We start from the raw sequence: 20,534 nt of genomic DNA, 5'->3' as shown, positions 1-20,534 counted from the left end.
CATCCTGTGGGAGCTGGCTTGCCTGCGATGGGCTGCACAGCAGCCCCAGGATCTACCAGGCTTACGCCAGGCTCTTGCTCACCACTTCATACACATCGCTGGACAGCGCGCCGGACGCGAGAATCCGCTCCAGCTCGCCCTTCATCAGCACTTGCCGCGCATCGTCATACTTGCGCCAGCGGGTCAGCGGTGCCAGTTGGCGCGACGCGATCTGCGGGTTCAGCGCATTCAGCTCGATCACCAGGTCCGCCAGGAAGCGATAACCCGAACCATCGGCGGCATGGAAGTTGACCAGGTTCTGCCCGGCAAAGGCACCGATCAACGCCCGCACCTTGTTCGGATTCTTCAGGGTGAACGCCGGGTGCTGCATCAGCGCCTTGACCCGCGCCAGCCCGCCCGGCAGCGTGCTGGCTGCCTGCACGCTGAACCACTGGTCCATGACCAGCGGGTTGTCCTTGAAGTGCTTGGCGAAGGTTTCCAGGGCCTTGGCGCGCTCCGCTTCGAACGGCGAGTTGACCAGCACGGCCAGCGCGGTGAGGCGCTCGGTCATGTTGTCGCACTTGTCGAACTGCTCCAGGGTCGCTTCCAGCACCTGCGGTTTGCCGCTCTGCATCAGGTACGACAGGGCGATGTTCTGCAGGCTACGGCGGGCGAAATGTTCGGCCGCGGCCACGTAGGCCGTGTTGCGCGACACCTCGCGGTTGGCCTGGTAGCGCGCCCACAGGGCGTCGAACAGCTGCTCGGCGATCTGCTGGCGGGCGAACTCGCGGGCGGCGTGGATGGCATCCACGTCGGCCACCTGGCTGATCTCGGTCAGGTAGGCTTCACCTGGCAGCGACAGCATTTCGGCGACCATGGCGGGGTCCAGCGATTCGTTGCCCAGCACAGTACCCAGGGCGGTGATCAGGCGCTGGTCGAGTTTCAGCGCTTCGCCGCGCTGATGCTGACCGATCAGTTCCTGCAGCACCTGCACCGACAGCTGCTGGCCCGCTTCCCAGCGGTTGAAACCATCGCTGTCGTGCTGCATGAGGAACATCAGCTGGTCGCGGTCATACGGGAAGCTCAGCTTGACCGGTGCGCTGAAACCGCGCAGCAGCGACGGCAGCGGTTTGGCCTGGATGCCCTGGAAGGTGAAGGTCTGCTCGGCTTCGGTTACCGACAGCACACGCGAGGTGCCTGCGGCGGCAGCTTCGCCAGCCAGTTGCAGCGGCAGGTCGTTGCCTTCGGCATCGAGCAGGCCCAGTTCGACCGGGATCACGAACGGCAACTTCTGCGCCTTGTCCGGGGTCTGCGGGCAGCTCTGGCGGAAGGTCAGGCAGTAGGTCTGCGCAGCGGCGTCATAGGCTTCGCTGACGTCCAGGCGCGGGGTGCCGGCCTGGCTGTACCAACGCTTGAACTGCGTCAGTTCGACGCCGTTGGCGTCTTCCATGGCCTTGATGAAATCATCGGTGGTCACGGCCTGGCCATCGTGGCGTTCGAAGTACAGGTCGCTGCCTTTGCGGAAGCCATCTGCACCCAGCAAGGTGCGCACCATGCGCACCACTTCGGCGCCCTTCTCGTACACGGTCAGGGTATAGAAGTTGGAGATTTCGATGAAGCTGTCCGGGCGCACCGGGTGGGCCATGGGGCCGGCATCTTCGGCAAACTGGTGGGTGCGCAGGTAGGCGACGTCCTCGATGCGCTTGACCGTACGCGAGTTCATGTCGGCACTGAATTCGGCATCGCGGAACACCGTGAAGCCTTCCTTGAGCGACAGCTGGAACCAGTCACGGCAGGTCACGCGGTTGCCCGACCAGTTGTGGAAGTACTCGTGGGCGACCACACCCTCGACGCGCTGGTGGGCGGCATCGGTGGCGGTTTCGGCGCGGGCCAGCACGCAGCTCGAGTTGAAGATGTTCAGGCCCTTGTTTTCCATGGCGCCCATGTTGAAGTCGTTGACCGCGACGATCATGAAGATGTCCAGGTCGTACTCACGGCCGTAGACTTCCTCGTCCCAGCGCATGGACTTCTTCAGGCTGACCATGGCGTGGTCGCACTTGTCGATGTTCTCGGGTTCGACGTAGATGCGCAGGGTCACGTCGCGGCCGGACTGGCGCACGAAGTTGTCCTCGACGCACCAGAGGTCACCGGCCACCAGCGCGAACAGGTACGCCGGTTTCATGAACGGGTCTTCCCAGGTCGCCCAGTGACGGCCGTCTTCAGCCGGCCCGCTGCCGATCGGGTTGCCGTTGCTCAGCAGTATCGGGTAGCGATGCTGCTCGGCGATCACCGTGGTGGTGAATTTGCTCATCACGTCCGGGCGGTCGAGGTAATAGGTGATCTTGCGGAAGCCCTCGGCCTCGCACTGGGTGCAGAACATCTTGCCGGACTTGTACAGGCCTTCCAGCGCGGTGTTGCTCTCCGGGTGGATCTTCACGCTGGTGTCGAGGGTGAAGCGCTCGGCCTTTGGATGGACCGTCAGGCTGTCGGCTTCGAGCTGGTAGTCGCTTGCCTGAAGTTCTACATCGTCCAGCGAGGCGCCCAGCAGCTCCAGCTGCTGGCCGTCCAGTTCCAGTGGCGGCAGGCCGGCACCGCGTGCCGGGTTGCGGCGCATGACCAGTTGCGCGTGGACCAGGGTGTGGTCCTCGAACAGCTCGAAGGTCAGGTGCGTCTCGTCGATCAGGTACTCGGGCGCCTGGTAATCCTTGAGGTAGATCACTTGCGGTTGTTCGGTACGCATGTGCAGGTCCTTTTTACTGGAGCACGGCCAACTGGTAGGCCGTGTACTTGCGAATATTGATCACGCCGGTGTCGAAGATCAGGTACTGGCCCTTGATGCCCAGCAGCGTGCCTTCGGCCACCGGGTCCTTGTCGAGGTTGAAGCTGACGATCTTCTTCGGATAGGCCTCGACCGGGTAGCGCATTTCCACCACTTCGGCGTCAGGCAGCGGCTGGATCGCCTGCAGGCCGAAGCGGCCCTGCAGCTCGCGCAGGCCGTCGGCGCAGGCGTCGAAGATCTGCTCGCGAATGGCCGGCAGGTCGAGCACTTCGGCGTCGCCCTTGAGCAGCGTGCGCCAGTTGGTGCGGTCCGGCACCTGGCTACGCAGGATGTCTTCGACCAGGCCCGATTGCTGGCGAGTGGCCACGCGCATGATCGGCAGCGCCTGGCTGGCGCCCTGGTCGAGCCAGCGGGTGGGCAGCTGGGTGGCACGGGTGATGCCGACCTTGATCCCCGACGAGTTGGCCAGGTACACCACATGGTCGGTCATGCAGAACTGCTCGCCCCAGGACGGTTCGCGGCAGGTGCCGGCGTCGTAGTGGCATTTTTCCGGGGCCATGATGCACACGTCGCACTGGGCCAGCTTGGTCATGCACGGGTAGCAGTAACCCTGGCTGAAGCTGGTCTTGGTGCGCTTGCCGCAATGGCTGCAGTGAATGGCGCCGAGGTATTCCAGGCGCAGGCGTTGGCCGATCAGCGGGTTGACCGGCACCTGGGTGTCATCCAGGCGGAAGCTGTATTGCACCACCGGTGCCTGCAGGCTGACCGCCATCTTGCTCAAAGAGCCACGAGCGAGTTCGATCAATGTACCGAGTCCGACTTGAACAGAATGTTGGCGATGGGTGCCGACTTCGACGCGCATTCCTGCGGGCCCATGTAACCGGTGCGCTGCTCTTCGGGCAGGTTTTTCATCTCCCAGGCGATCACCGCCTGCAGCGACAGCTCTTTCTGCTCGGCGGTGAGCTTGCGCCCGTCCGACCATTTGCCGATTTCCACGGCCAGTTTCAGGCTCTCGTAGATTTCCGGGGTAATGTTTTCGATCATTTGCGCGAAAGTGGACATAGTGTCTCCTGATTCAAGCCGACAGTTTACGCCGGGCCAGCGCCCCGCCCAAGAGCCCGGTCAGGCATCCGATGAGCAACCCGCCGACATGGGCGGCGTTGGCGATCTGGCCGAAGCCGAGCTGGCCGACCACGCCGGTCAGGCAGATCACCAGCCAGATCAGCATCATCACCAGCACACCCTTGGGCAGGTTGAAGTGAGGGTTGGGCGCCAGCCACTGGTACAACCAGACGTGGCCAAGCAAGCCGTAGAGCACGCCGGACAGGCCGCCGAACAGGCTCGGGCCACTGGTGTAGTGCTGGGCCAGGTTGGACACCAGGCTGAACAGCAGGGTCAGGCCCAGCAGCAGCCAAGGGCCCTGGCGCAGTTCGATGCGCTTGCCCAGCTCCCAGTACCACAGGCCGTTCATGGCCAGGTGCAGCACGCCAAAGTGCAGCAGCATGGGCGAGACCAAGCGCCACCACTGGCCTTCGGCGAGACCCTGGGCCAGCGGGGTGAAATGCAGGTATTCACCCTGGACGCGGAAGTCGAGGAAGGTGAACCAGCTGATGGCGTTGAGGTTGTCGCCCAGGCTGGTCAGGCCGGCGACGACCAGGCACAGGACGAGGACGGTGGCGGTGACCTTGCAGGCTTTGGCCTGGTCGGCCAGGGAGGGCTGTGCCGGGGCCATCGCGGATAAATCCGCTCCTACATCGGCGTTACCGTCGGGGAAGCGCTGGTAGAGTTCGCGCACGTCGCCAACCAGGGTGTCGGGGGCCCAGAGTACTTGCTCCTCGCCCTCCTCGCTGACCCGGTGCGGTACCTGCAGGCGCTGCAGCAGGTGGACGAAGCCGCTGAGGTCGACCGACAGCGGCAGGCGCATCACTTCGATGATTTTCATTGATTGGCCTGCGGGCGTTCGACGTCGACCCAGACGAACTTGTGCGGGTCGATGCGGGTTTCATCATCCAGCCGGTAGGCCGCGAGCTTGCCGTACAGCACTGCGCTGTAGTCCAGGCAAGCCAGGTTGGCGCGGATTGGCGCCGGGCGGCCGCTGCGCCAGTAGTGGCCGACGAACAGCAGCGGTTCGTCTTCGGCGTAGCGCAGCAGGGCATTTTTTTCGGTATGGCTCAGTGGCGTACGGGCAACGTCCTCGGGCAGCGCATCAGGCTGGAAGACGATGTCGCCATAGGTTTGCGGGTCTTCTTCCCAGAACTTGGTGCGGAAGAAGGCACGGGTCAGGCCGTCGCCGCCGGTCAGGGTCAGGCCGTCCGGCAGGCGCATGTCGGTGCCGCGCAGCAGGCGGTTGCACACGGTGGCGGCAAAGCTGCCGGACACCGCCGACGCCTGGATGAAATGCTCGTCGATGCGCCCGCCCGGGTACTGCTGGCGCAGCGGTTCGATCAGCCGCGGGTCCCAGCAGGCGTGCACCAGGCGGAAGCGCCCGGCGTCGACGAACAGTGGCATGTCGTAGAACCATTGCACGAAGTCGTGCCAATCGCCGGGATGGTGGGCGAACTGGGTCAGGGTTTCGTCGATCAGCCGGGCGTGGCGCGGGGTGTGTTCGCGCACGAACGCCTTGCCGCTGCCGGGCAGTGCCGGAGTCACCCAGCCCAGGGCGTTGTACTCGTGGTTGCCCATGATGCAGAACGCCTGGCCGGCCTCGACCATGTCGTGAACGATGTGCAGCGCCTCGCGGATGCGCGGGCCACGGTCGACGATGTCGCCAAGGAACAGGGCCTGGCGCCGCGGGTGACGCCAGACGCCGCCGACACGTTTGTAGCCGAGGGCGTCGAGCAGGCGTTCGAGGGTCAGTGCACAACCGTGCACGTCGCCGATGATGTCGAAACTGCGCGCCGGATCGAGCATCAGTCGTCCCTGCCTCCCAGGCGGCTGCCCCAGCCGAGTTTGGTGCGGCACACCTCATAGTAGTTGTGGTCGAGCGGGTGGATCAGGCGCAGCTTCTGCGGCTTCTTGCTCACCGTAATGGTGTCGCCCGGGGCGCAGGTGAAGTGGTTCTGGCCGTCACACGACACCTGCGGGTAGATCTGCAGGTCCTTGGACACCACGATCTTCAGCTCGCTGTTGCCGTCAACCACGATCGGCCGGCCCGACAGGGTATGCGGGTACATCGGCACGATGACGATGGCGTCGAGCTTGGGGTGCATGATCGGGCCGCCGGCCGACAGCGCGTAGGCGGTGGAGCCGGTCGGGGTGGCGACGATCAGGCCGTCGGCCTTCTGGCTGCAGACAAACTGGCCGTCGATGTAGATCTCGAACTCGATCATCCGTGTCGACTTGCCGGGGTGCAGGACCACGTCGTTGAGCGCGTCGCCCTGGCCGATGGCCTCGTGATGGCGGCGCACCTCGGCCTGCAGCAGGAAGCGGTTTTCCACCAGGTAGTGGCCGTCGAGCACTTCGGCGACTTTCTGCTCCAGCTCGTCCGGGCGGATATCGGTCAGGAAGCCCAGGTTGCCGCGGTTGATGCCCAGCACCGGCACATTGTGCCGGGCCAGGGCACGGGCGGCGCCGAGCAGGCTGCCGTCGCCACCGACCACGATGACCAGGTCACAGACCTCGCCGAGCAGCTTGCGCGTGGACGTTTGCAGGCCGTGGCCGGGCAGCACTTCGGCGATGGTGTCCTCGAGGATCACGTGCAGGTGGCGCTCGAGGAGGAATTTTTTCAGTCGGCGAATGGTGTCGAGCACCTGCGAGCTGCCAAGGCGGCCGATGATACCGATATTGCGAAATTGCTCCATGGGGCTCCTGCGAGGCTCTGCGGCGGGGTGACGATGTCGCGATTATGGGCGAAACGACCGGGCAGCGGCAAACCGGCTATGCTCGCAGCATGATGCCATTTGCCGAGCTCCATGAGCTGCCCCGCCGCTTGCGCCGCCCCGCCGTGCGCGACCTGGCCTGGACCCTGCTGTCGCCTGCGCTGCTGAGCGCCCCGCCCTGCCCCCAGCGCCATCCGCTGGCGGGCAGCGCCTGGGCGGGCGACCCGCAACGCCTGCACGACTGGTTGCGCGCACTGGATGCGCATGACCTGCCCTTGCGCGACTGGTTGGCAAGGATCACCAGTCGGCGCCTGGGGCTGTACTACGAAGGCCTGTGGCAGTTTGCCCTGAAGCATGCGCCCGGGGTCGAGCTGCTGGCGTCCAACCTGGCCATTCGTGCGGGTGGGCGGACCCTGGGCGAGCTGGACATTTTGCTGCGTGATGGCCAAGGCACCCATCACCTGGAGCTGGCCATCAAGCTGTACCTGGGGCCGACCGAGGACGACGGGCACGACCCGGCGCACTGGCTCGGGCCCGGGTGCCATGATCGGCTCGGCAGCAAACTGGCACACCTTGCCGGGCATCAGCTGCCCATGTCGGCAGATTCGCAGAGTCGCGAAGCGCTGGCCGCCCTGGGCGCCGACCAGGTGCAGGCGCACCTGTGGCTGGGCGGCTACCTGTTCTATCCGTGGCCGGGGCACGCCGAGCCGCCTGCGGGTGCCAACCCCCGGCATTTGCGCGGGCGCTGGATACGCCGGCAGAACTGGGCAGCGGCAGCAGACGAACGCTGGCAACCGCTGCCACGGCATGCCTGGCTGGCGCCGGCACGGGCAGAGCCAGACGAGTGCTGGAGCGTGTCGCAGTTCCAGGCTTGGCTGGCTCGGTTGGACGAGCATGCACCCGCGCAGTTGCTGGCCAGGCTGGAGCCGGATGGCGAGGGAGCCTGGCAGGAAGTCGAACGCGTGTTTCTGGTGGCGGACAGTTGGCCACATTTGCCAGACAACAGAATTTTCACAGATCCAGCGCAAAGATTTGTTTCAAATAGCCATTAGAGTGCTATCTGAGCGCCAGCAAGAGCGCCATTCCTACCTGATGACGAGGACCGATCATGGTTTCATCCACCCCCGCGCCCCATTACGCACGCCTGTCCATCGCCCTGCATTGGCTGATGCTGGTGTTGCTGGCCGCCGTGTACGCCTGTATTGAATTTCGCGGGCTGTTCCCCAAGGACAGTGCCGAACGCAACCTGATGAAAGACCTGCACTTCATGCTCGGCCTGAGTGTGTTCGTGCTGGTCTGGCTGCGCCTGGCCGTGCGCCTGGTCCGCCCGACCCCGCCGATCGTACCCAAGCCACCGGCCTGGCAGACCGGCCTTGCGCACCTGATGCACCTGGCGCTGTACCTGCTGATGATCGGTCTGCCCCTGGCCGGCTGGCTGATCCTCAGTGCCGCCGACAAGCCGGTGCCATTCTTCGGCCTGGAACTGCCGCACCTGATCGGCCCGAACCCGGACCAGGCCAAGTTCATCAAGGGCTGGCATGAGCGGGTGGCAACCTGGGGCTACTGGCTGATCGGCCTGCATGCCCTGGCCGGGCTGTATCACCACTACGTGCAGCGCGACAACACGCTGCTGCGCATGCTGCCCTACAAGTAACCGCGCCGGCCCTGCAGGCCGCCGGTGTGGACGAAGATCAGGCGGGTACCGGGCGCGAACAGCCCGGCCTCGGCCTGATCGCGCAGGGCCAGCAAGGCCTTGCCGGTGTACAGGGCCTCCAGCGGCACGCCACTGTGCCGCTCGCACTCGGCGATGAACGCCAGCAACGCATCATCGAACCTGCCGAAGCCGCCGCGGCAAGCGTCGTACAGCCGGTAGCCCTGCGAGCCGGCCAGTGCAGCGACTGCTTCCGGCACGCCGTGATCCATCGGCACCGCCAAGGCACCATGCACGGCGTGCTCCCCTGCTTCGGCAAGTACCAGGCCGGCCAATGTCGTGCCGGTACCTGCAGCCAGCCACCAGGCGTCATAACCCGACCATCCCAGCGCCGCCAGCTGCGAACGGGCCTGCTCGACGATCAGCGCACACCCCTCGGCACCCGCCGCCCCGCCACCACCCTCGGGAATGCAGCACCAGCCCGGATAACGGGCCTGCCAGGGCTCCCAGAAGCCCGGTTCATGGCGTGCCCGATAGGCGCCGTAGCCGAGCCAGTGCAATTCCATGCCCAAGGCTTGCAGGTCGCGCACTGTGGGGGTGTCTTGCGGGTGGCCGCGCAGCAGGCCGGCGGTGGCGAAGCCGAAGCGCTTGCCGGCGGCGGCCAGGGCATGGAGGTGGTTGGAATGGTTGCCGCCCAGGCTGATCAGGCCGGGGGCGCCTGCGGCATGGGCATGCTGCACGTGGTGGCGGAGCTTGAACCATTTGTTGCCGCTGATCAGGGGGTCGATCAGGTCCAGGCGCAGGATGGCGGCTTCAACTTTGGCTTTTGTCAGCCAAGGTAGATTCAGACGCTGTAGTGGAGCTTGAGGTAAATGCATGGAGCGGAGTTTATCAGTGAAATCGCCGGGGGCGCTGTGCGCCCCTTTCGCGACACAAGGCCGCTCCTACAAGGGATCGCGGTGCCTGTAGGAGCTGCCTTGTGTCGCGAAAGGGGCGCACAGCGGCTCCGGCGATCTCAGAGTTCAGCCGCCAATCGAGAGCCCTGGTTGATTGCCCGCTTGGCATCCAGTTCGGCCGCCACATCGGCACCGCCGATCAGGTGCACCGACTGCCCCGCCGCCACCAGCCCCTCATGCAGCTCGCGCAACGGCTCCTGCCCGGCACAGATCACCACGTTGTCCACGGCCAGCACCTGCGGCTCGCCTTCGCCGACGCGAATGTGCAGGCCAGCGTCGTCGATCTGCAGGTATTCGACGCTGTTGAGCATCTGCACCTGCTTGTTCTTCAGCCCGGTACGGTGAATCCAGCCGGTGGTCTTGCCCAGCCCGTCACCCACCTTGGACTTCTTGCGCTGCAACAGGTACACCTGCCGCGCTGGCGCATGCGGCTCGGCCGTGATCCCGGCAACGCCACCGCGTGCCTCCAGCTGGGTATCGATCCCCCACTCTTTCCAGAACGCCTCGCGGTCCTGGCTGCTGGCCACGCCCTGATGCACCAGGTACTCGGACACGTCGAAACCGATGCCGCCGGCTCCAATCACCGCGACCGACTTGCCCACCGGCTTGCGCTCGAGCAGCACGTCCAGATAGCTGAGCACCTTGGCATGCCTGACACCCGGGATGGCCGGGGTACGCGGCGCGATACCGGTGGCCAGGATGATCTCGTCGTAACCGCCACCGACCAGCGCCTGCACATCGACCCGGGTATTCAGGCGCAGATCGACGCCGGTACTTTTCACCTTGTTGCGGAAATAGCGCAGGGTCTCGTGGAATTCCTCCTTGCCCGGCACCCGCTTGGCCACGTTGAACTGCCCGCCAATTTCGCTGGCGGCATCGAACAGCGTCACCTCATGGCCACGCTCGGCCGCCACGGTGGCCGCTGCCAGGCCCGCCGGGCCGGCACCCACCACCGCGATACGCTTCACCGCGCGCACCGGCAGGTAGTTGAGCTCGGTCTCGTGGCAGGCGCGGGGGTTGACCAGGCAACTGGTCAGCTTGCCACCGAAGGTGTGGTCCAGACAGGCCTGGTTGCAACCGATGCAGGTGTTGATCGCGTCGGCGCGCCCTTCGGCTGCCTTGTTGACGAAGTCAGCGTCGGCGAGGAACGGCCGGGCCATGGAGACCATGTCGGCATCGCCCTCGGCCAGCACGGCTTCGGCCACTTCCGGTGTATTGATGCGGTTGGTGGTGATCAGCGGAATGCTCACAGCACCGCGCAGCTTGGCGGTGACCTTGCTGAACGCCGCACGCGGCACCTTGGTGGCGATGGTCGGGATGCGCGCCTCGTGCCAGCCGATGCCGGTGTTGATCAGCGTCGCGCCGGCCTGCTCGATGGCCTTGGCCAGCAGCTCGATTTCGTCCCAGGTGCTGCCGCCCTCGACCAGGTCGAGCATCGACAGGCGGAAGATGATGATGAAGTTCGGCCCTACCGCGTCGCGCACACGGGTGACGATCTGCACCGCCAGGCGCATGCGGTTCTCGTAGCTGCCGCCCCAGCGGTCGGTGCGGTGGTTGGTGTGGGCGGCGAGGAACTGATTGATGAAGTAGCCTTCGGAACCCATGATCTCGACGCCATCGTAGCCGGCACGCTGGGCCAGTTCGGCGCAATTGACGAAGTCGGCGATCTGCTTCTCGATGCCTGCTTCATCCAGTTCCTTGGGCTTGAACGGGTTGATCGGCGCCTGGATCGCACTGGGTGCCACCTGGCGCGGGCTGTAGGCGTAGCGCCCGGCATGCAGGATCTGCAGGCAGATCTTGCCCCCGGCTTCATGCACGGCTTCGGTGACGATGCGGTGCTTGTCAGCTTCTTCCTCGGTGGAGAGCTTGGCGGCGCCGGAATACACGCCTCCTTCGTCGTTCGGCGCAATGCCGCCCGTGACCATCAGGCCGACGCCACCCCGGGCGCGCTCGGCAAAATACGCCGCCATGCGCTCGAAACCACCCGGGCGCTCCTCGAGGCCGGTGTGCATCGAGCCCATCAGGGTTCGGTTGCGCAAGGTGGTGAAGCCCAGATCGAGCGGGGCCAGCAAATGCGGGTAGCGGTCGGCAGCCATGGTACGGTTCCCCAGGTGGCGTGATCACGGAGTGCGGGTACCTCTGCGGGCCCCGTCGTTTATCTGACTGCGACATTAAACAGCCGTTTGAACGCGCTCAATGATCGAAACTGACAACTTATTGATCCTCCCGCGCAGCCGGACTACCCTAGGGAACCCTCGATTCCCAAGGCGCTGTACCGCTTGATGCGAAAACTCCTGGCAGGCGCCCTGGCGCTGGTAATGATCACCGCTCTATGCGGCTATGGTTTCTGGACCCAACAGCGCCCGGAAGGCCACTACCTCTCCGACCTGCGCATCGAACTGGCGCTGAACCATGGCGTGCCCGGCGAACATGGCAACCTGCTCGGCGTCGAGCCGTTGCTGTTCCCCAGTGACTACCAGAACCTGCAACGCCTGCACCGCAAGCTTTCAGCCTACCTGGAACAGGCACGCGCCAAGGGACTGGTTGGCCCGCGCACGGTCGTGGTGCTGCCAGAACACATCGGCACCTGGCTGTGGGCACGTGGCGAGAAGAACGAGCTGTACCAGGTCACCCGCAACCGCGACGCCGAGCAGTGGCTGGAGCTGAGCAACCCGCTGCGCTACGGCCTGGCGATGCTGAGCGCCAATGGCGACGATCGGCGCGCCGATGCCCACCTGCGCATGAAGGCCCAGCAAATGGCCAGCGATTACCAGCAACTCTTCGGTGGCCTGGCCAAGGAGTTCGGCGTGACCCTGGTGGCAGGCTCGATCGTGCTGCCCGCCCCGTACGTCGAACAAGGCGTGCTGCACATCGGGCAAGGGCCGCTGTTCAACAGCAGCCTGGTATTCGCCGCAGATGGCTCGCCGCTTGGCCAACCGCAACATCAGCAATACCCCGACAGTGAAACGCGGCGCTACATTCACCACGGTCGGCATTTCCCGCTGCAAGTGCTGCAGACCCCCGCCGGGCGCCTCGGCGTGCTGATCGGCAGCGACAGCTGGTACCCAGAGAACCAGCGTCAATTGCAGCAACAGCAGGTCCAGTTGATCGCCAACCCGGTGTTCCTCAGCGGCAAAGGCAGTTGGGATGAACCCTGGCGCGGCAATCGCCACCAGGAGGCTGCTGCCGTGCTGCCCCTGCAACGCGGCGAAGTCAGCGAGCAAACCGCCTGGCAACGTCTGACCCAGGCCGCAGGTGACGGCGTCAGCAGCATGAGCGTGTTCATGCGTGGGCAGTTCTGGGAACAGGCCAGCGACGGCCAGGGCTTCGCTCATCAGTCAGGTGAGTTGCTGGCGGGGCCTCCCAGCCACGGTGCGCGCCTGCTGAACCTGTGGCTGTAGACACATGAGCCGTGCTCGCGTGCGCCTGGGTGACCTTTCGGTAGGTTTCGTTCAGCCACTGGCCGAAGCCCTGCGCGAGCAAGGTCATGATCCGCTGCCGTTGCTTCAGCGCTACGGGCTCGATAGCGCACGCCTGGCCGAAGCTGGCGCGCGCCTGTCGATTCCGCGCTACATGCACCTTGGGCATGCGGCCATCGCACTGTGTGGCGAGCCCGCGCTGGGCCTGCGCATGGGGCGCCTCAGTCGCCTGGCCCAGGCCGGGCTGGCCGGTGTCACGGCAGCCCAGGCCCCTACCCTGGGCGAGGCGGCACGTACGCTGCTGCGCTTCGAGCCACTGTACGCCGCCAACTACCGAGGCCAGTCCAGCTATCAGGAAGACGCCCAGGGCGCGTGGCTGCGTTTCTACTCGATCAGCCCCTACAACGACTACAACCGCTTTGTGGTCGATTCGCTGCTGGCCGGCTGGCTGGCGCAGCTTGCCGCCTTGGCTGGCGCCCCCTTGCAGGCCGAGCGTCTGGAAGTCGAGTTCGATGCGCCCGAGTACGCCGACGGGTACCAGCCCCTTTGCACCACACCCGTGCAATTCGGCGCCAGCGCCAACCGCGTGCGGCTGAGCCACAGCACGCTCGAACAGGCCAACCCACAGCACTGCCCGAGTACCTTCGGCCACCTGCTGCAGTTGTGCGAAGCGGAAATGCTCCAGCGTACCCGGGTGCGCAGCCTGGGCGAGCGCATTACCCACTTGCTCGGGCCGTTGCTCAATGGCGGCCGCGAGCCTGACCTGGAAGAAGTGGCATTGCACCTGCAACTGCCCACCTGGACACTGCGGCGCAAACTGGCTGAAGAAGGCACACGCTTTCGCGACCTGCTCAACGACACGCGACGCGACCTCGCCGAAGCCTACATCCGCGATACGGAGTTGGCCTTTGGTGAGATCGCCTATCTGTTGGGGTTTGCATCGGCAGAAGCCTTCCAGCGCGCATTCAAGCGCTGGACGGGCGTTACGCCGGGGGAGTTTCGCCGCAGCCAGCGGCGGGCAGGTTAAAGCTCTGTAGCGTCGTCTGCCGGTTCTGGCGGATCCAGTTCGTAAGCCTGAAATTCGAGCAGCTCTTCCTGATAGTCATCCATCGCCCTGCGTCCTCTTCTCATCTGTCTTGGTTGGTCATGTCTTCAACCTAAGCGGGCCGGGTGAAGGAATGATGACAAGCTTATGAGTGGTAAACGTAGCAGGTGTTCAGGAAGTTATCGCCGCTTATCTGTTACAGCACATTAAAGCGACGACGGTGCAGGCTGCGTATCCTGCTGCACTTGAATCGGTGCGGCTTCCGCTGGCGGTGCCACCGGTTGCGAGCTCTGGCTGTCATCGACCACCGGCTTGGCTGCGGCTTCATTGGCAGGTGCAACCGCCGCCGGTGCCAGCGTGGCGTCAACCAGTGGCGCAGCCGCTGGTGCTGCAACGGCCGGCGCCGCCGAGGCCTGCTCCGGCAAGCCCAGGTCAGGCGCTGGCTTCTCGGGCTTGGTCACAGGCGCTTCGACCTTGGCCTTGGCGACCTTCTTCGGTTTCGGCAGGTAACTTTCGACCAGGGCGAAGTAGCGGTCGTAGAATTGCGCCGCCGTCACCGTCTCGCTGGCGACCTTGACCATCGAATCGTCGCTGGAGCCGATCGGCATGGATACCGAGCCGAGCACGCCGACACCCAGGCTGGCCGAGCTGTTGGACTTCTTGAGGCTGTAACGGTCCTGCAGCGCGTTGGCGAACATGGTCGAACGCTTGTCATCGTTGACGTCTGGCGCACAGGTCACGTTGAAGCTGATCTGCAGGTGGTTTTCGCTGTTCTGCTGGAAGCTCTTGTTGCCCATCACCTGGTTGGCGCCACTGCTGGTGATAATGTAGCCCTGGCTGAGCAATGCACGGCGAGCCGCTTCGCAGGAGCCGGCATCGGTCACCGGGAAGCTGCGCGAGTAGGTTCCCGAGTCGTCGAAGTTCTCGTGCTCGTAGATGGCGGCTTTCTTCGAAGAGCAACCGGTCACGCCCGCCAGCACCAGGGCCAGCCCGAGCGCACCAAAGACGGATGATCTGGTCATTGCGAATTCCGGGTAAGTCAAAAGATGCCTATTGTGCATCACTGCAGGCAAGCACAGGAACCGTTGATCGGTGAAGAGTCTGTCAGGATCGTGTAAATCTGGTCGCCGGCATGGCCCAGATACGAAAAAAGCGACCCGAAGGTCGCTTTCTCGTTGCTTCAAGGCGTTCAAGGGGCCTTGAGGCGAAGATGGCGCAGCGGACGGGACTCGAACCCGCGACCCCCGGCGTGACAGGCCGGTATTCTAACCGACTGAACTACCGCTGCGTATCATTCAGGCTTGCGCCCGATTGAAACCTGGGTCTACCCTTCCGGCGCGATGGCCTCAGGGCAGGCACAAAAAAAGCGAAATCTGATCGCTTCATTTGTGTTTGCTTCAAGGTGTTCTAGGGACCTCGAAACGAAGATGGCGCAGCGGACGGGACTCGAACCCGCGACCCCCGGCGTGACAGGCCGGTATTCTAACCGACTGAACTACCGCTGCGTATCGTTCAGGCTTGCGCCCGATTGAAACTGGGATCAGCCTCAGGCATTTTGCCTTCGACTTCAGACCGGTGCCAGGCACCCATCTGTTACTGAAAAATGGCGCAGCGGACGGGACTCGAACCCGCGACCCCCGGCGTGACAGGCCGGTATTCTAACCGACTGAACTACCGCTGCGCAGTGCGTTTCTCTCCGGCTATTGGCTTCATCAGAAGCGTCCAGCGCTAGAAACACTCTCAGGAAGTGGTGGGTGATGACGGGATCGAACCGCCGACCCTCTGCTTGTAAGGCAGATGCTCTCCCGGCTGAGCTAATCACCCTCGCGATGTTGCTTGTTGCGTTTGCTTCGCTGAGGCCGCGAAATTTACGCAGGTACCGATGCTAAGTCAATAGCCCCGTTGAATTTTTTTAAAAAAAGCAAAAACGGAAAAGGGACCTTTCGGTCCCCTTCCCTTACAGCTGCCTGCTCAGGTGTAGATCATCTTGCGGCTCATGCCGCCGTCGACCACGAACTCCTGGCCGGTGACGAACCCGGCCTGGCGCGACAGCAGCCAGGCGACCATGGCCGCCACATCCTCCACCGTCCCTACCCTGCCCGTCGGGTGTTGGGCATGGTCGGCCTCGGTCAAGGGCTCGGCACGGCGCTGGGCCGGGTCACGGGCATCGATCCAGCCCGGGCTCACCGCATTGACGCGGATCTCCGGGCCCAGGCTCATGGCCAGGGCATGGGTCAAGGCCACCAGGCCACCCTTGCTCGCCGCGTAGGCCTCGGTGTCCGGTTCGGACTGCCGGGCACGGGTCGAAGTCAGGTTGACGATCGCACCATTGTGCGCGCGCAGGTACGGCGCACAATGCTTGGCCAGCAACATGGGGCCATTGAGGTTGACCGCCAGTACCCGGTTCCACTGCGCCAGGCTCAGGCTTTCCAGCGTCTGGTTGTGCGGGTTGGCGATTGCCGCGTTGCACACCAGTGCATCGAGGCGCCCGAACTGGCCGAGCACTTCCGATACCCCGGCACTGACCTGGGCCTCGTCGGCCACGTCCATGGTGATGAACCAGGCGTTTTCGCCCAGGGCTTTGGCTACCTTGGCACCGCGCTGGCGGTCGAGGTCGCTGAGCACCACTTGCCAACCTTCGCAGATCAGCCAGGCGGCAATGCCCAGGCCGATGCCGCGAGCGGCACCGGTGACCAGGGCAACCCGACCGTTATGGCCTGGTACACCGCCGCGGATTTCCATCACAGCGCCGCCAGTCCACGGGCGAGATCCGCCTGCAAGTCAGCCACGTCTTCCAGACCTACGGCAACCCGGATCAGGCTGTCGCGGATGCCCGCGGCCTCACGCTCCTGCGGCGTCAGGCGGCCGTGGGAGGTAGTGGCCGGATGGGCGATGGTGGTCTTGCTGTCGCCGAGGTTGGTGGTGATCGAGATCACCCGGGTCGCGTCGATGAAGCGCCAGGCCCCCTCTTTGCCACCTTTGACCTCGAAGCTGACCACCGCACCGAAGCCGCTCATCTGGCGCTTGGCCAGTTCGTGCTGCGGGTGGCTCGGCAAGCCGGCGTAATGCACCTTCTCCACGCCCTCCTGCTGCTCCAGCCATTCAGCCAGGATCTGGGCGCTCTCGCAGTGCGCACGCATGCGCAGCTTGAGGGTCTCCAGGCCCTTGGTGAAGATCCAGGCGTTGAACGGGCTGAGGGTCGGCCCGGCAGTACGCAGGAAGCCCACCACTTCTTTCATCTGCTCGGCACGGCCGGCGACCACGCCCCCCATGCAACGGCCCTGGCCGTCGATGAACTTGGTGGCCGAGTGGAACACGATGTCGGCACCCAGCTTGAGCGGCTGCTGCAAGGCCGGAGTGCTGAAGCAGTTGTCCACTACCAGCATGGCGCCTCGGGCGTGCGCAATTTCAGCCAGCGCAGGAATGTCGACCAACTCGGCCAGCGGGTTGGACGGGGACTCGACGATCAGCAGCTTGGTGTTGTCCTTGATGGCCTTTTCCCAGCCAGCGAGATTGACCAGTGGCACGTAGTCAACCTGCACACCGAAGCGCTTGAAGTACTTCTCGAACAGGCTGATGGTCGAGCCGAACACGCTCTGCGACACCAGCACGTGGTCGCCGGCACTGCACAACGACATGACCACGGCGAGGATCGCCGCCATGCCGGTGGAGGTGCCCACAGCCTGCTCGGCACCTTCCATGGCCGCCAGACGCTCTTCGAACGCACGCACGGACGGGTTGGTGTAACGCGAGTAGACGTTGCCCGGCGTTTCGCCGGCAAAGCGCGCAGCGGCATCGGCCGCCGTGCGGAATACATAGCTGGAGGTCAGGAACAGCGCTTCGCTGTGCTCGGCCTCCGGCGTACGGTTTTGACCGGCGCGCACCGCCAGGGTGTCGAAACCGACACCCTCGAGGTCACTGTCCAGTCGTCCGGCATCCCATTGATCCGTCATGCCGTCGCTCCCAAATCAGTTGTTGTAGAGGTCGATGATCGCGCTGACCGCCTGGTTCTTGACCTTGGCCAGGTCGTTACGGGCCTGCTCGATACGGTCAAGGTAGGCTTCGTCGATGTCGCCGGTGACGTATTCACCGTTGAACACCGCGCAATCGAAGTGATCGATCTTGATCTTGCCGCCACCGACCGAGTCGATCAGGTCCGGCAGGTCCTGGTAGACCAGCCAGTCGGCGCCGATCAACTCGGCCACCTGTTCGGTGGTACGGTTGTGGGCGATCAGTTCGTGCACACTCGGCATGTCGATGCCGTAGACGTTGGGGTAGCGCACCGCAGGGGCTGCGGAGCAGAAGTAGACGTTCTTGGCGCCGGCTTCGCGGGCCATCTGGATGATCTGCTTGCAGGTGGTGCCGCGCACGATCGAGTCGTCCACCAGCATCACGTTCTTGCCGCGGAATTCCAGCTCGATGGCGTTGAGCTTCTGGCGCACCGACTTCTTGCGTGCGGCCTGGCCCGGCATGATGAAGGTACGGCCGATGTAGCGGTTCTTGACGAAGCCTTCGCGGAACTTCACGCCCAGACGGTTGGCCAGCTCCAGCGCGGCAGTGCGGCTGGTGTCCGGGATCGGAATGACCACGTCGATATCGTGCTCGGGGCGCTCGCGCATGATCTTGTCGGCGAGCTTTTCACCCATGCGCAGGCGGGCCTTGTACACCGAGATACCGTCGATGATCGAGTCCGGGCGGGCCAGGTAGACGTGTTCGAAAATGCACGGCTGCAGCTTCGGTGCATCGGCACACTGCTTGGTGAACAGCTGGCCTTCCTCGGTGATGTACACCGCTTCGCCCGGCGCCAGGTCGCGGATCAGGGTGAAACCGAGCACGTCCAGGGCCACGCTTTCCGAGGCGATCATGTATTCCACGCCTTCGTCGGTGTGACGCTGGCCGAACACCACCGGGCGGATACCGTTCGGGTCACGGAAGCCGACGATGCCGTAGCCGGTGATCATCGCGACCACTGCGTAACCACCGACGCAACGGCTGTGCACGTGGGAAACCGCGGCGAACACGTCTTCTTCGGTCGGCTGCAGCTTGCCACGCACGGCCAGCTCATGGGCGAACACGTTCAGCAGCACTTCCGAGTCGGAATTGGTGTTGACGTGGCGCAGGTCGGACTCGTAGATCTCTTTGGCCAGCTGCTCGACGTTGGTCAGGTTGCCGTTGTGCGCCAGGGTGATGCCGTACGGCGAGTTGACGTAGAACGGCTGGGCTTCGGCCGAAGTCGAGCTGCCCGCGGTCGGGTAGCGCACATGGCCGATGCCGATGCTGCCGACCAGGCGCTGCATGTGGCGCTGCTGGAAGACGTCGCGCACCAGGCCATTATCCTTGCGCAGGAACAACCGGCCGTCGTGGCTGGTCACGATACCGGCAGCGTCCTGGCCGCGGTGCTGGAGGACCGTAAGCGCGTCATACAGCGCCTGATTGACGTTCGACTTACCGACGATACCGACGATGCCACACATGCGACGCAACCCCTACTTTGATGAAACTTGAACGAACAGCACTCAGGGCTTTGCCGGCCCGAGCAACTGCTCCTTGAATGGAAGATCAGCCGGAGCGCTGATCAGCCCACTGGGAGTCCACTGACCGGTGAAACCCAGGATCAGGTTTTTCGACCAGTCAGCGACCAATAGAAACTGTGGTATCAGGCGTGATTCCTGCCACCAGGTGTCTTGTTGCACCGGCCCCAGGCTGAGCAGGCCGACTGCTACCACCACCAGCAAGCCCCCGCGCGCGGCACCAAAAGCCATGCCGAGGAAGCGATCGGTGCCCGACAGCCCGGTCACGCGGATCAGCTCGCCGATGAGGAAATTGAGCATGGCCCCCACCAGCAGGGTGGCGACGAAAAGAATGGCGCAGCCGGCGATGGTGCGCATCGACGGCGTCTGGATATAGCTTTCAAGGTACACCGAAAGCGACCCACCGAACATCCAGGCGACCGCCCCTGCAACGATCCAGATGAGCAGGGACAAGGCTTCCTTGACGAAGCCGCGCTTGAGACTGATCAGTGCGGAGACGGCGATGATCGCGATGATCGCCCAGTCAACCAGAGTAAAGGCCACGGTGCTGCCTGCAGACATTTGAGGCGGCGCATTTTACCAGAGCGAAAGGCCGGGAGTAAGCGGAATGTCAGGTGGATCGGCGGGTCAGGTTTTCAGGCCTGCGCCGACCCTTTGAGGGAGCGCCGTTGCTTCAGCCTTTTTCGGGCTGGAAGCGCACCACGAAGCCATTGAGCTTCTGCTGGCGATTGATCGTTTCGCGCAGCTTGTCAGCCTCGGCGCGCTCGATCAACGGCCCGACATAAACCCGGTTCATGCCACCGGCCGAGCGGATGTAGGCGTTGTAACCCTGGCTGCGCAGGGTCTTCTGCAAGTTCTCGGCGCCGGCCCGACTGGACAGGCTGGCCAGCTGGATCGACCAGCTCACCGGCAGGCCATTGACGTCGATCTTCGACGGCGCAGGCGCTGGCGCAGTTGCCACCGGTGCGGCCGGCTTGGCAGCAGGCGCCGGCGTTGGCACTGGCGTCTGCGGTTTGGGCTGCGCTTGCACCTGAAGCTGCGGCTGGGTCTGCGGCTGGGTCTGCGGCGACGGCGTGATCGGTTGGCTCGGCGTCTTCACCGGCGCCGTCGATTCGTTGACCACCACCGGCGGCTGCTCGGGTGCCTCTGGCAACGGCTGCGGCTCAGGCACCGTCACCGGCTCCACCTTGACCTCCGGCAGGGTCGGCATGGCCGGCGCCTGCGGGGCGTCGACACGCACCTGGCGCATCTCGTCCTGGCGGGTGAACAGCATCGGCAGGAAGATCACCGCCAGCGCCACCAGCACCAACGCACCCACCATGCGCTGTTTCATCCCTTTGTCCAGCACTGCCATCT

Annotated in this window: 18 protein-coding genes and 4 tRNA genes; 4 read left to right on the top strand and 18 right to left on the bottom strand. The window is 64.4% G+C overall.

The annotated features are described in order from the left end of the window. Positions 1-61: 61 nt before the first annotated feature. Genes pepN through ACIPZ8_RS27085 form a run of 6 tightly spaced genes read right to left on the bottom strand, consistent with a single transcriptional unit; the run spans position 62 to position 6,558 of the window. Positions 62-2,719 carry an aminopeptidase N gene (pepN, locus tag ACIPZ8_RS27110; protein WP_400729998.1) on the bottom strand — a complete coding sequence of 886 codons (2,658 nt, stop codon included), beginning with the start codon at positions 2,717-2,719 and terminating at the stop codon, positions 62-64. A gap of 13 nt (positions 2,720-2,732) precedes the next feature. After that, positions 2,733-3,563, bottom strand: coding sequence for a DUF2797 domain-containing protein (locus ACIPZ8_RS27105; RefSeq protein ID WP_400729995.1), 831 nt, complete (start codon positions 3,561-3,563; stop codon positions 2,733-2,735). Beyond that, on the bottom strand, positions 3,560-3,820 hold the full coding sequence (locus ACIPZ8_RS27100) for a YeaC family protein (protein ID WP_016485539.1): 261 nt from the start codon (positions 3,818-3,820) through the stop codon (positions 3,560-3,562). Before ACIPZ8_RS27100 ends, ACIPZ8_RS27105 begins: the two co-directional genes overlap by 4 nt. Positions 3,821-3,833: 13 nt before the next feature. Beyond that, entirely contained in the window at positions 3,834-4,700 is an 867-nt protein-coding gene (locus ACIPZ8_RS27095) for a rhomboid family intramembrane serine protease (RefSeq protein WP_400729992.1), read from the bottom strand. Further along, on the bottom strand, positions 4,697-5,668 hold the full coding sequence (locus tag ACIPZ8_RS27090) for a metallophosphoesterase (RefSeq protein ID WP_400729989.1): 972 nt from the start codon (positions 5,666-5,668) through the stop codon (positions 4,697-4,699). Before ACIPZ8_RS27090 ends, ACIPZ8_RS27095 begins: the two co-directional genes overlap by 4 nt. Then, positions 5,668-6,558 carry an NAD(+) kinase gene (locus tag ACIPZ8_RS27085; protein ID WP_027919132.1) on the bottom strand — a complete coding sequence of 297 codons (891 nt, stop codon included), beginning with the start codon at positions 6,556-6,558 and terminating at the stop codon, positions 5,668-5,670. Before ACIPZ8_RS27085 ends, ACIPZ8_RS27090 begins: the two co-directional genes overlap by 1 nt. 44 nt (positions 6,559-6,602) lie before the next feature. Between ACIPZ8_RS27085 and ACIPZ8_RS27080 the strand changes: the two genes are divergently transcribed. Together ACIPZ8_RS27080 and cybB are read left to right on the top strand one after the other, a co-directional pair. Then, positions 6,603-7,628, top strand: a complete 1,026-nt coding sequence (locus ACIPZ8_RS27080; protein WP_400729986.1) for a DUF1853 family protein — start codon at positions 6,603-6,605, stop codon at positions 7,626-7,628. Between the two features lie 56 nt (positions 7,629-7,684). Next, the gene (gene cybB / locus ACIPZ8_RS27075; RefSeq protein WP_400729983.1) at positions 7,685-8,230 is read left to right on the top strand and encodes a cytochrome b561; all 546 of its coding nucleotides are present in this window, start codon (positions 7,685-7,687) and stop codon (positions 8,228-8,230) included. Here cybB and ACIPZ8_RS27070 read toward each other — a convergent pair. Both ACIPZ8_RS27070 and ACIPZ8_RS27065 read right to left on the bottom strand, forming a co-directional pair. Next, complete coding sequence (locus ACIPZ8_RS27070; RefSeq protein WP_400729982.1) at positions 8,221-9,105, bottom strand: 1-aminocyclopropane-1-carboxylate deaminase/D-cysteine desulfhydrase; 885 nt, start codon at positions 9,103-9,105, stop codon at positions 8,221-8,223. The genes cybB and ACIPZ8_RS27070 overlap by 10 nt on opposite strands. Before the next feature lie 137 nt (positions 9,106-9,242). Next, on the bottom strand, positions 9,243-11,279 hold the full coding sequence (locus ACIPZ8_RS27065; protein WP_400729979.1) for an FAD-dependent oxidoreductase: 2,037 nt from the start codon (positions 11,277-11,279) through the stop codon (positions 9,243-9,245). A gap of 186 nt (positions 11,280-11,465) precedes the next feature. Between ACIPZ8_RS27065 and ACIPZ8_RS27060 the strand changes: the two genes are divergently transcribed. After that, complete coding sequence (locus ACIPZ8_RS27060; RefSeq protein WP_400729976.1) at positions 11,466-12,584, top strand: nitrilase-related carbon-nitrogen hydrolase; 1,119 nt, start codon at positions 11,466-11,468, stop codon at positions 12,582-12,584. Positions 12,585-12,588: 4 nt separating this feature from the next. After that, positions 12,589-13,629: an AraC family transcriptional regulator gene (locus ACIPZ8_RS27055; RefSeq protein ID WP_400729973.1), complete on the top strand. Its 1,041-nt coding sequence runs from the start codon at positions 12,589-12,591 to the stop codon at positions 13,627-13,629. A 224-nt stretch (positions 13,630-13,853) separates the two neighbouring features. Here ACIPZ8_RS27055 and ACIPZ8_RS27050 read toward each other — a convergent pair whose 3' ends face one another. The 10 genes from ACIPZ8_RS27050 to ACIPZ8_RS27005 form a co-directional block, all read right to left on the bottom strand. Beyond that, positions 13,854-14,669, bottom strand: coding sequence for a DUF2242 domain-containing protein (locus ACIPZ8_RS27050; protein ID WP_400729970.1), 816 nt, complete (start codon positions 14,667-14,669; stop codon positions 13,854-13,856). A gap of 189 nt (positions 14,670-14,858) precedes the next feature. Beyond that, positions 14,859-14,935 (bottom strand) — tRNA-Asp (locus tag ACIPZ8_RS27045). A 140-nt stretch (positions 14,936-15,075) separates the two neighbouring features. Then, positions 15,076-15,152 (bottom strand) — tRNA-Asp (locus ACIPZ8_RS27040). Between the two features lie 99 nt (positions 15,153-15,251). After that, positions 15,252-15,328 (bottom strand) — tRNA-Asp (locus tag ACIPZ8_RS27035). A 67-nt stretch (positions 15,329-15,395) separates the two neighbouring features. Then, a tRNA-Val gene (locus ACIPZ8_RS27030) sits at positions 15,396-15,471 on the bottom strand. 147 nt (positions 15,472-15,618) lie between these two features. Next, a complete protein-coding gene (locus ACIPZ8_RS27025; RefSeq protein WP_400729967.1) occupies positions 15,619-16,389 on the bottom strand; it encodes an SDR family oxidoreductase in 771 nt (256 codons plus the stop codon). Further along, complete coding sequence (locus ACIPZ8_RS27020; RefSeq protein ID WP_110638364.1) at positions 16,389-17,600, bottom strand: O-succinylhomoserine sulfhydrylase; 1,212 nt, start codon at positions 17,598-17,600, stop codon at positions 16,389-16,391. The genes ACIPZ8_RS27025 and ACIPZ8_RS27020 overlap by 1 nt, the downstream gene beginning before the upstream one ends. 15 nt (positions 17,601-17,615) lie before the next feature. Continuing rightward, positions 17,616-19,121: an amidophosphoribosyltransferase gene (gene purF / locus ACIPZ8_RS27015; RefSeq protein WP_110638363.1), complete on the bottom strand. Its 1,506-nt coding sequence runs from the start codon at positions 19,119-19,121 to the stop codon at positions 17,616-17,618. 42 nt (positions 19,122-19,163) lie between these two features. Further along, complete coding sequence (locus ACIPZ8_RS27010) at positions 19,164-19,721, bottom strand: CvpA family protein (protein ID WP_103449739.1); 558 nt, start codon at positions 19,719-19,721, stop codon at positions 19,164-19,166. Positions 19,722-19,851: 130 nt separating this feature from the next. Further along, the gene (locus tag ACIPZ8_RS27005; RefSeq protein ID WP_400729963.1) at positions 19,852-20,532 is read right to left on the bottom strand and encodes an SPOR domain-containing protein; all 681 of its coding nucleotides are present in this window, start codon (positions 20,530-20,532) and stop codon (positions 19,852-19,854) included. Positions 20,533-20,534: the final 2 nt, after the last annotated feature.

Origin of the sequence: Pseudomonas sp. NPDC089422, assembly GCF_044749405.1 — a bacterium.
Classification (GTDB): Bacteria; Pseudomonadota; Gammaproteobacteria; order Pseudomonadales; family Pseudomonadaceae; genus Aquipseudomonas.
Note: the sequence above shows the minus strand (reverse complement) of the source record. Positions and strands in the feature narration are given on the sequence as shown.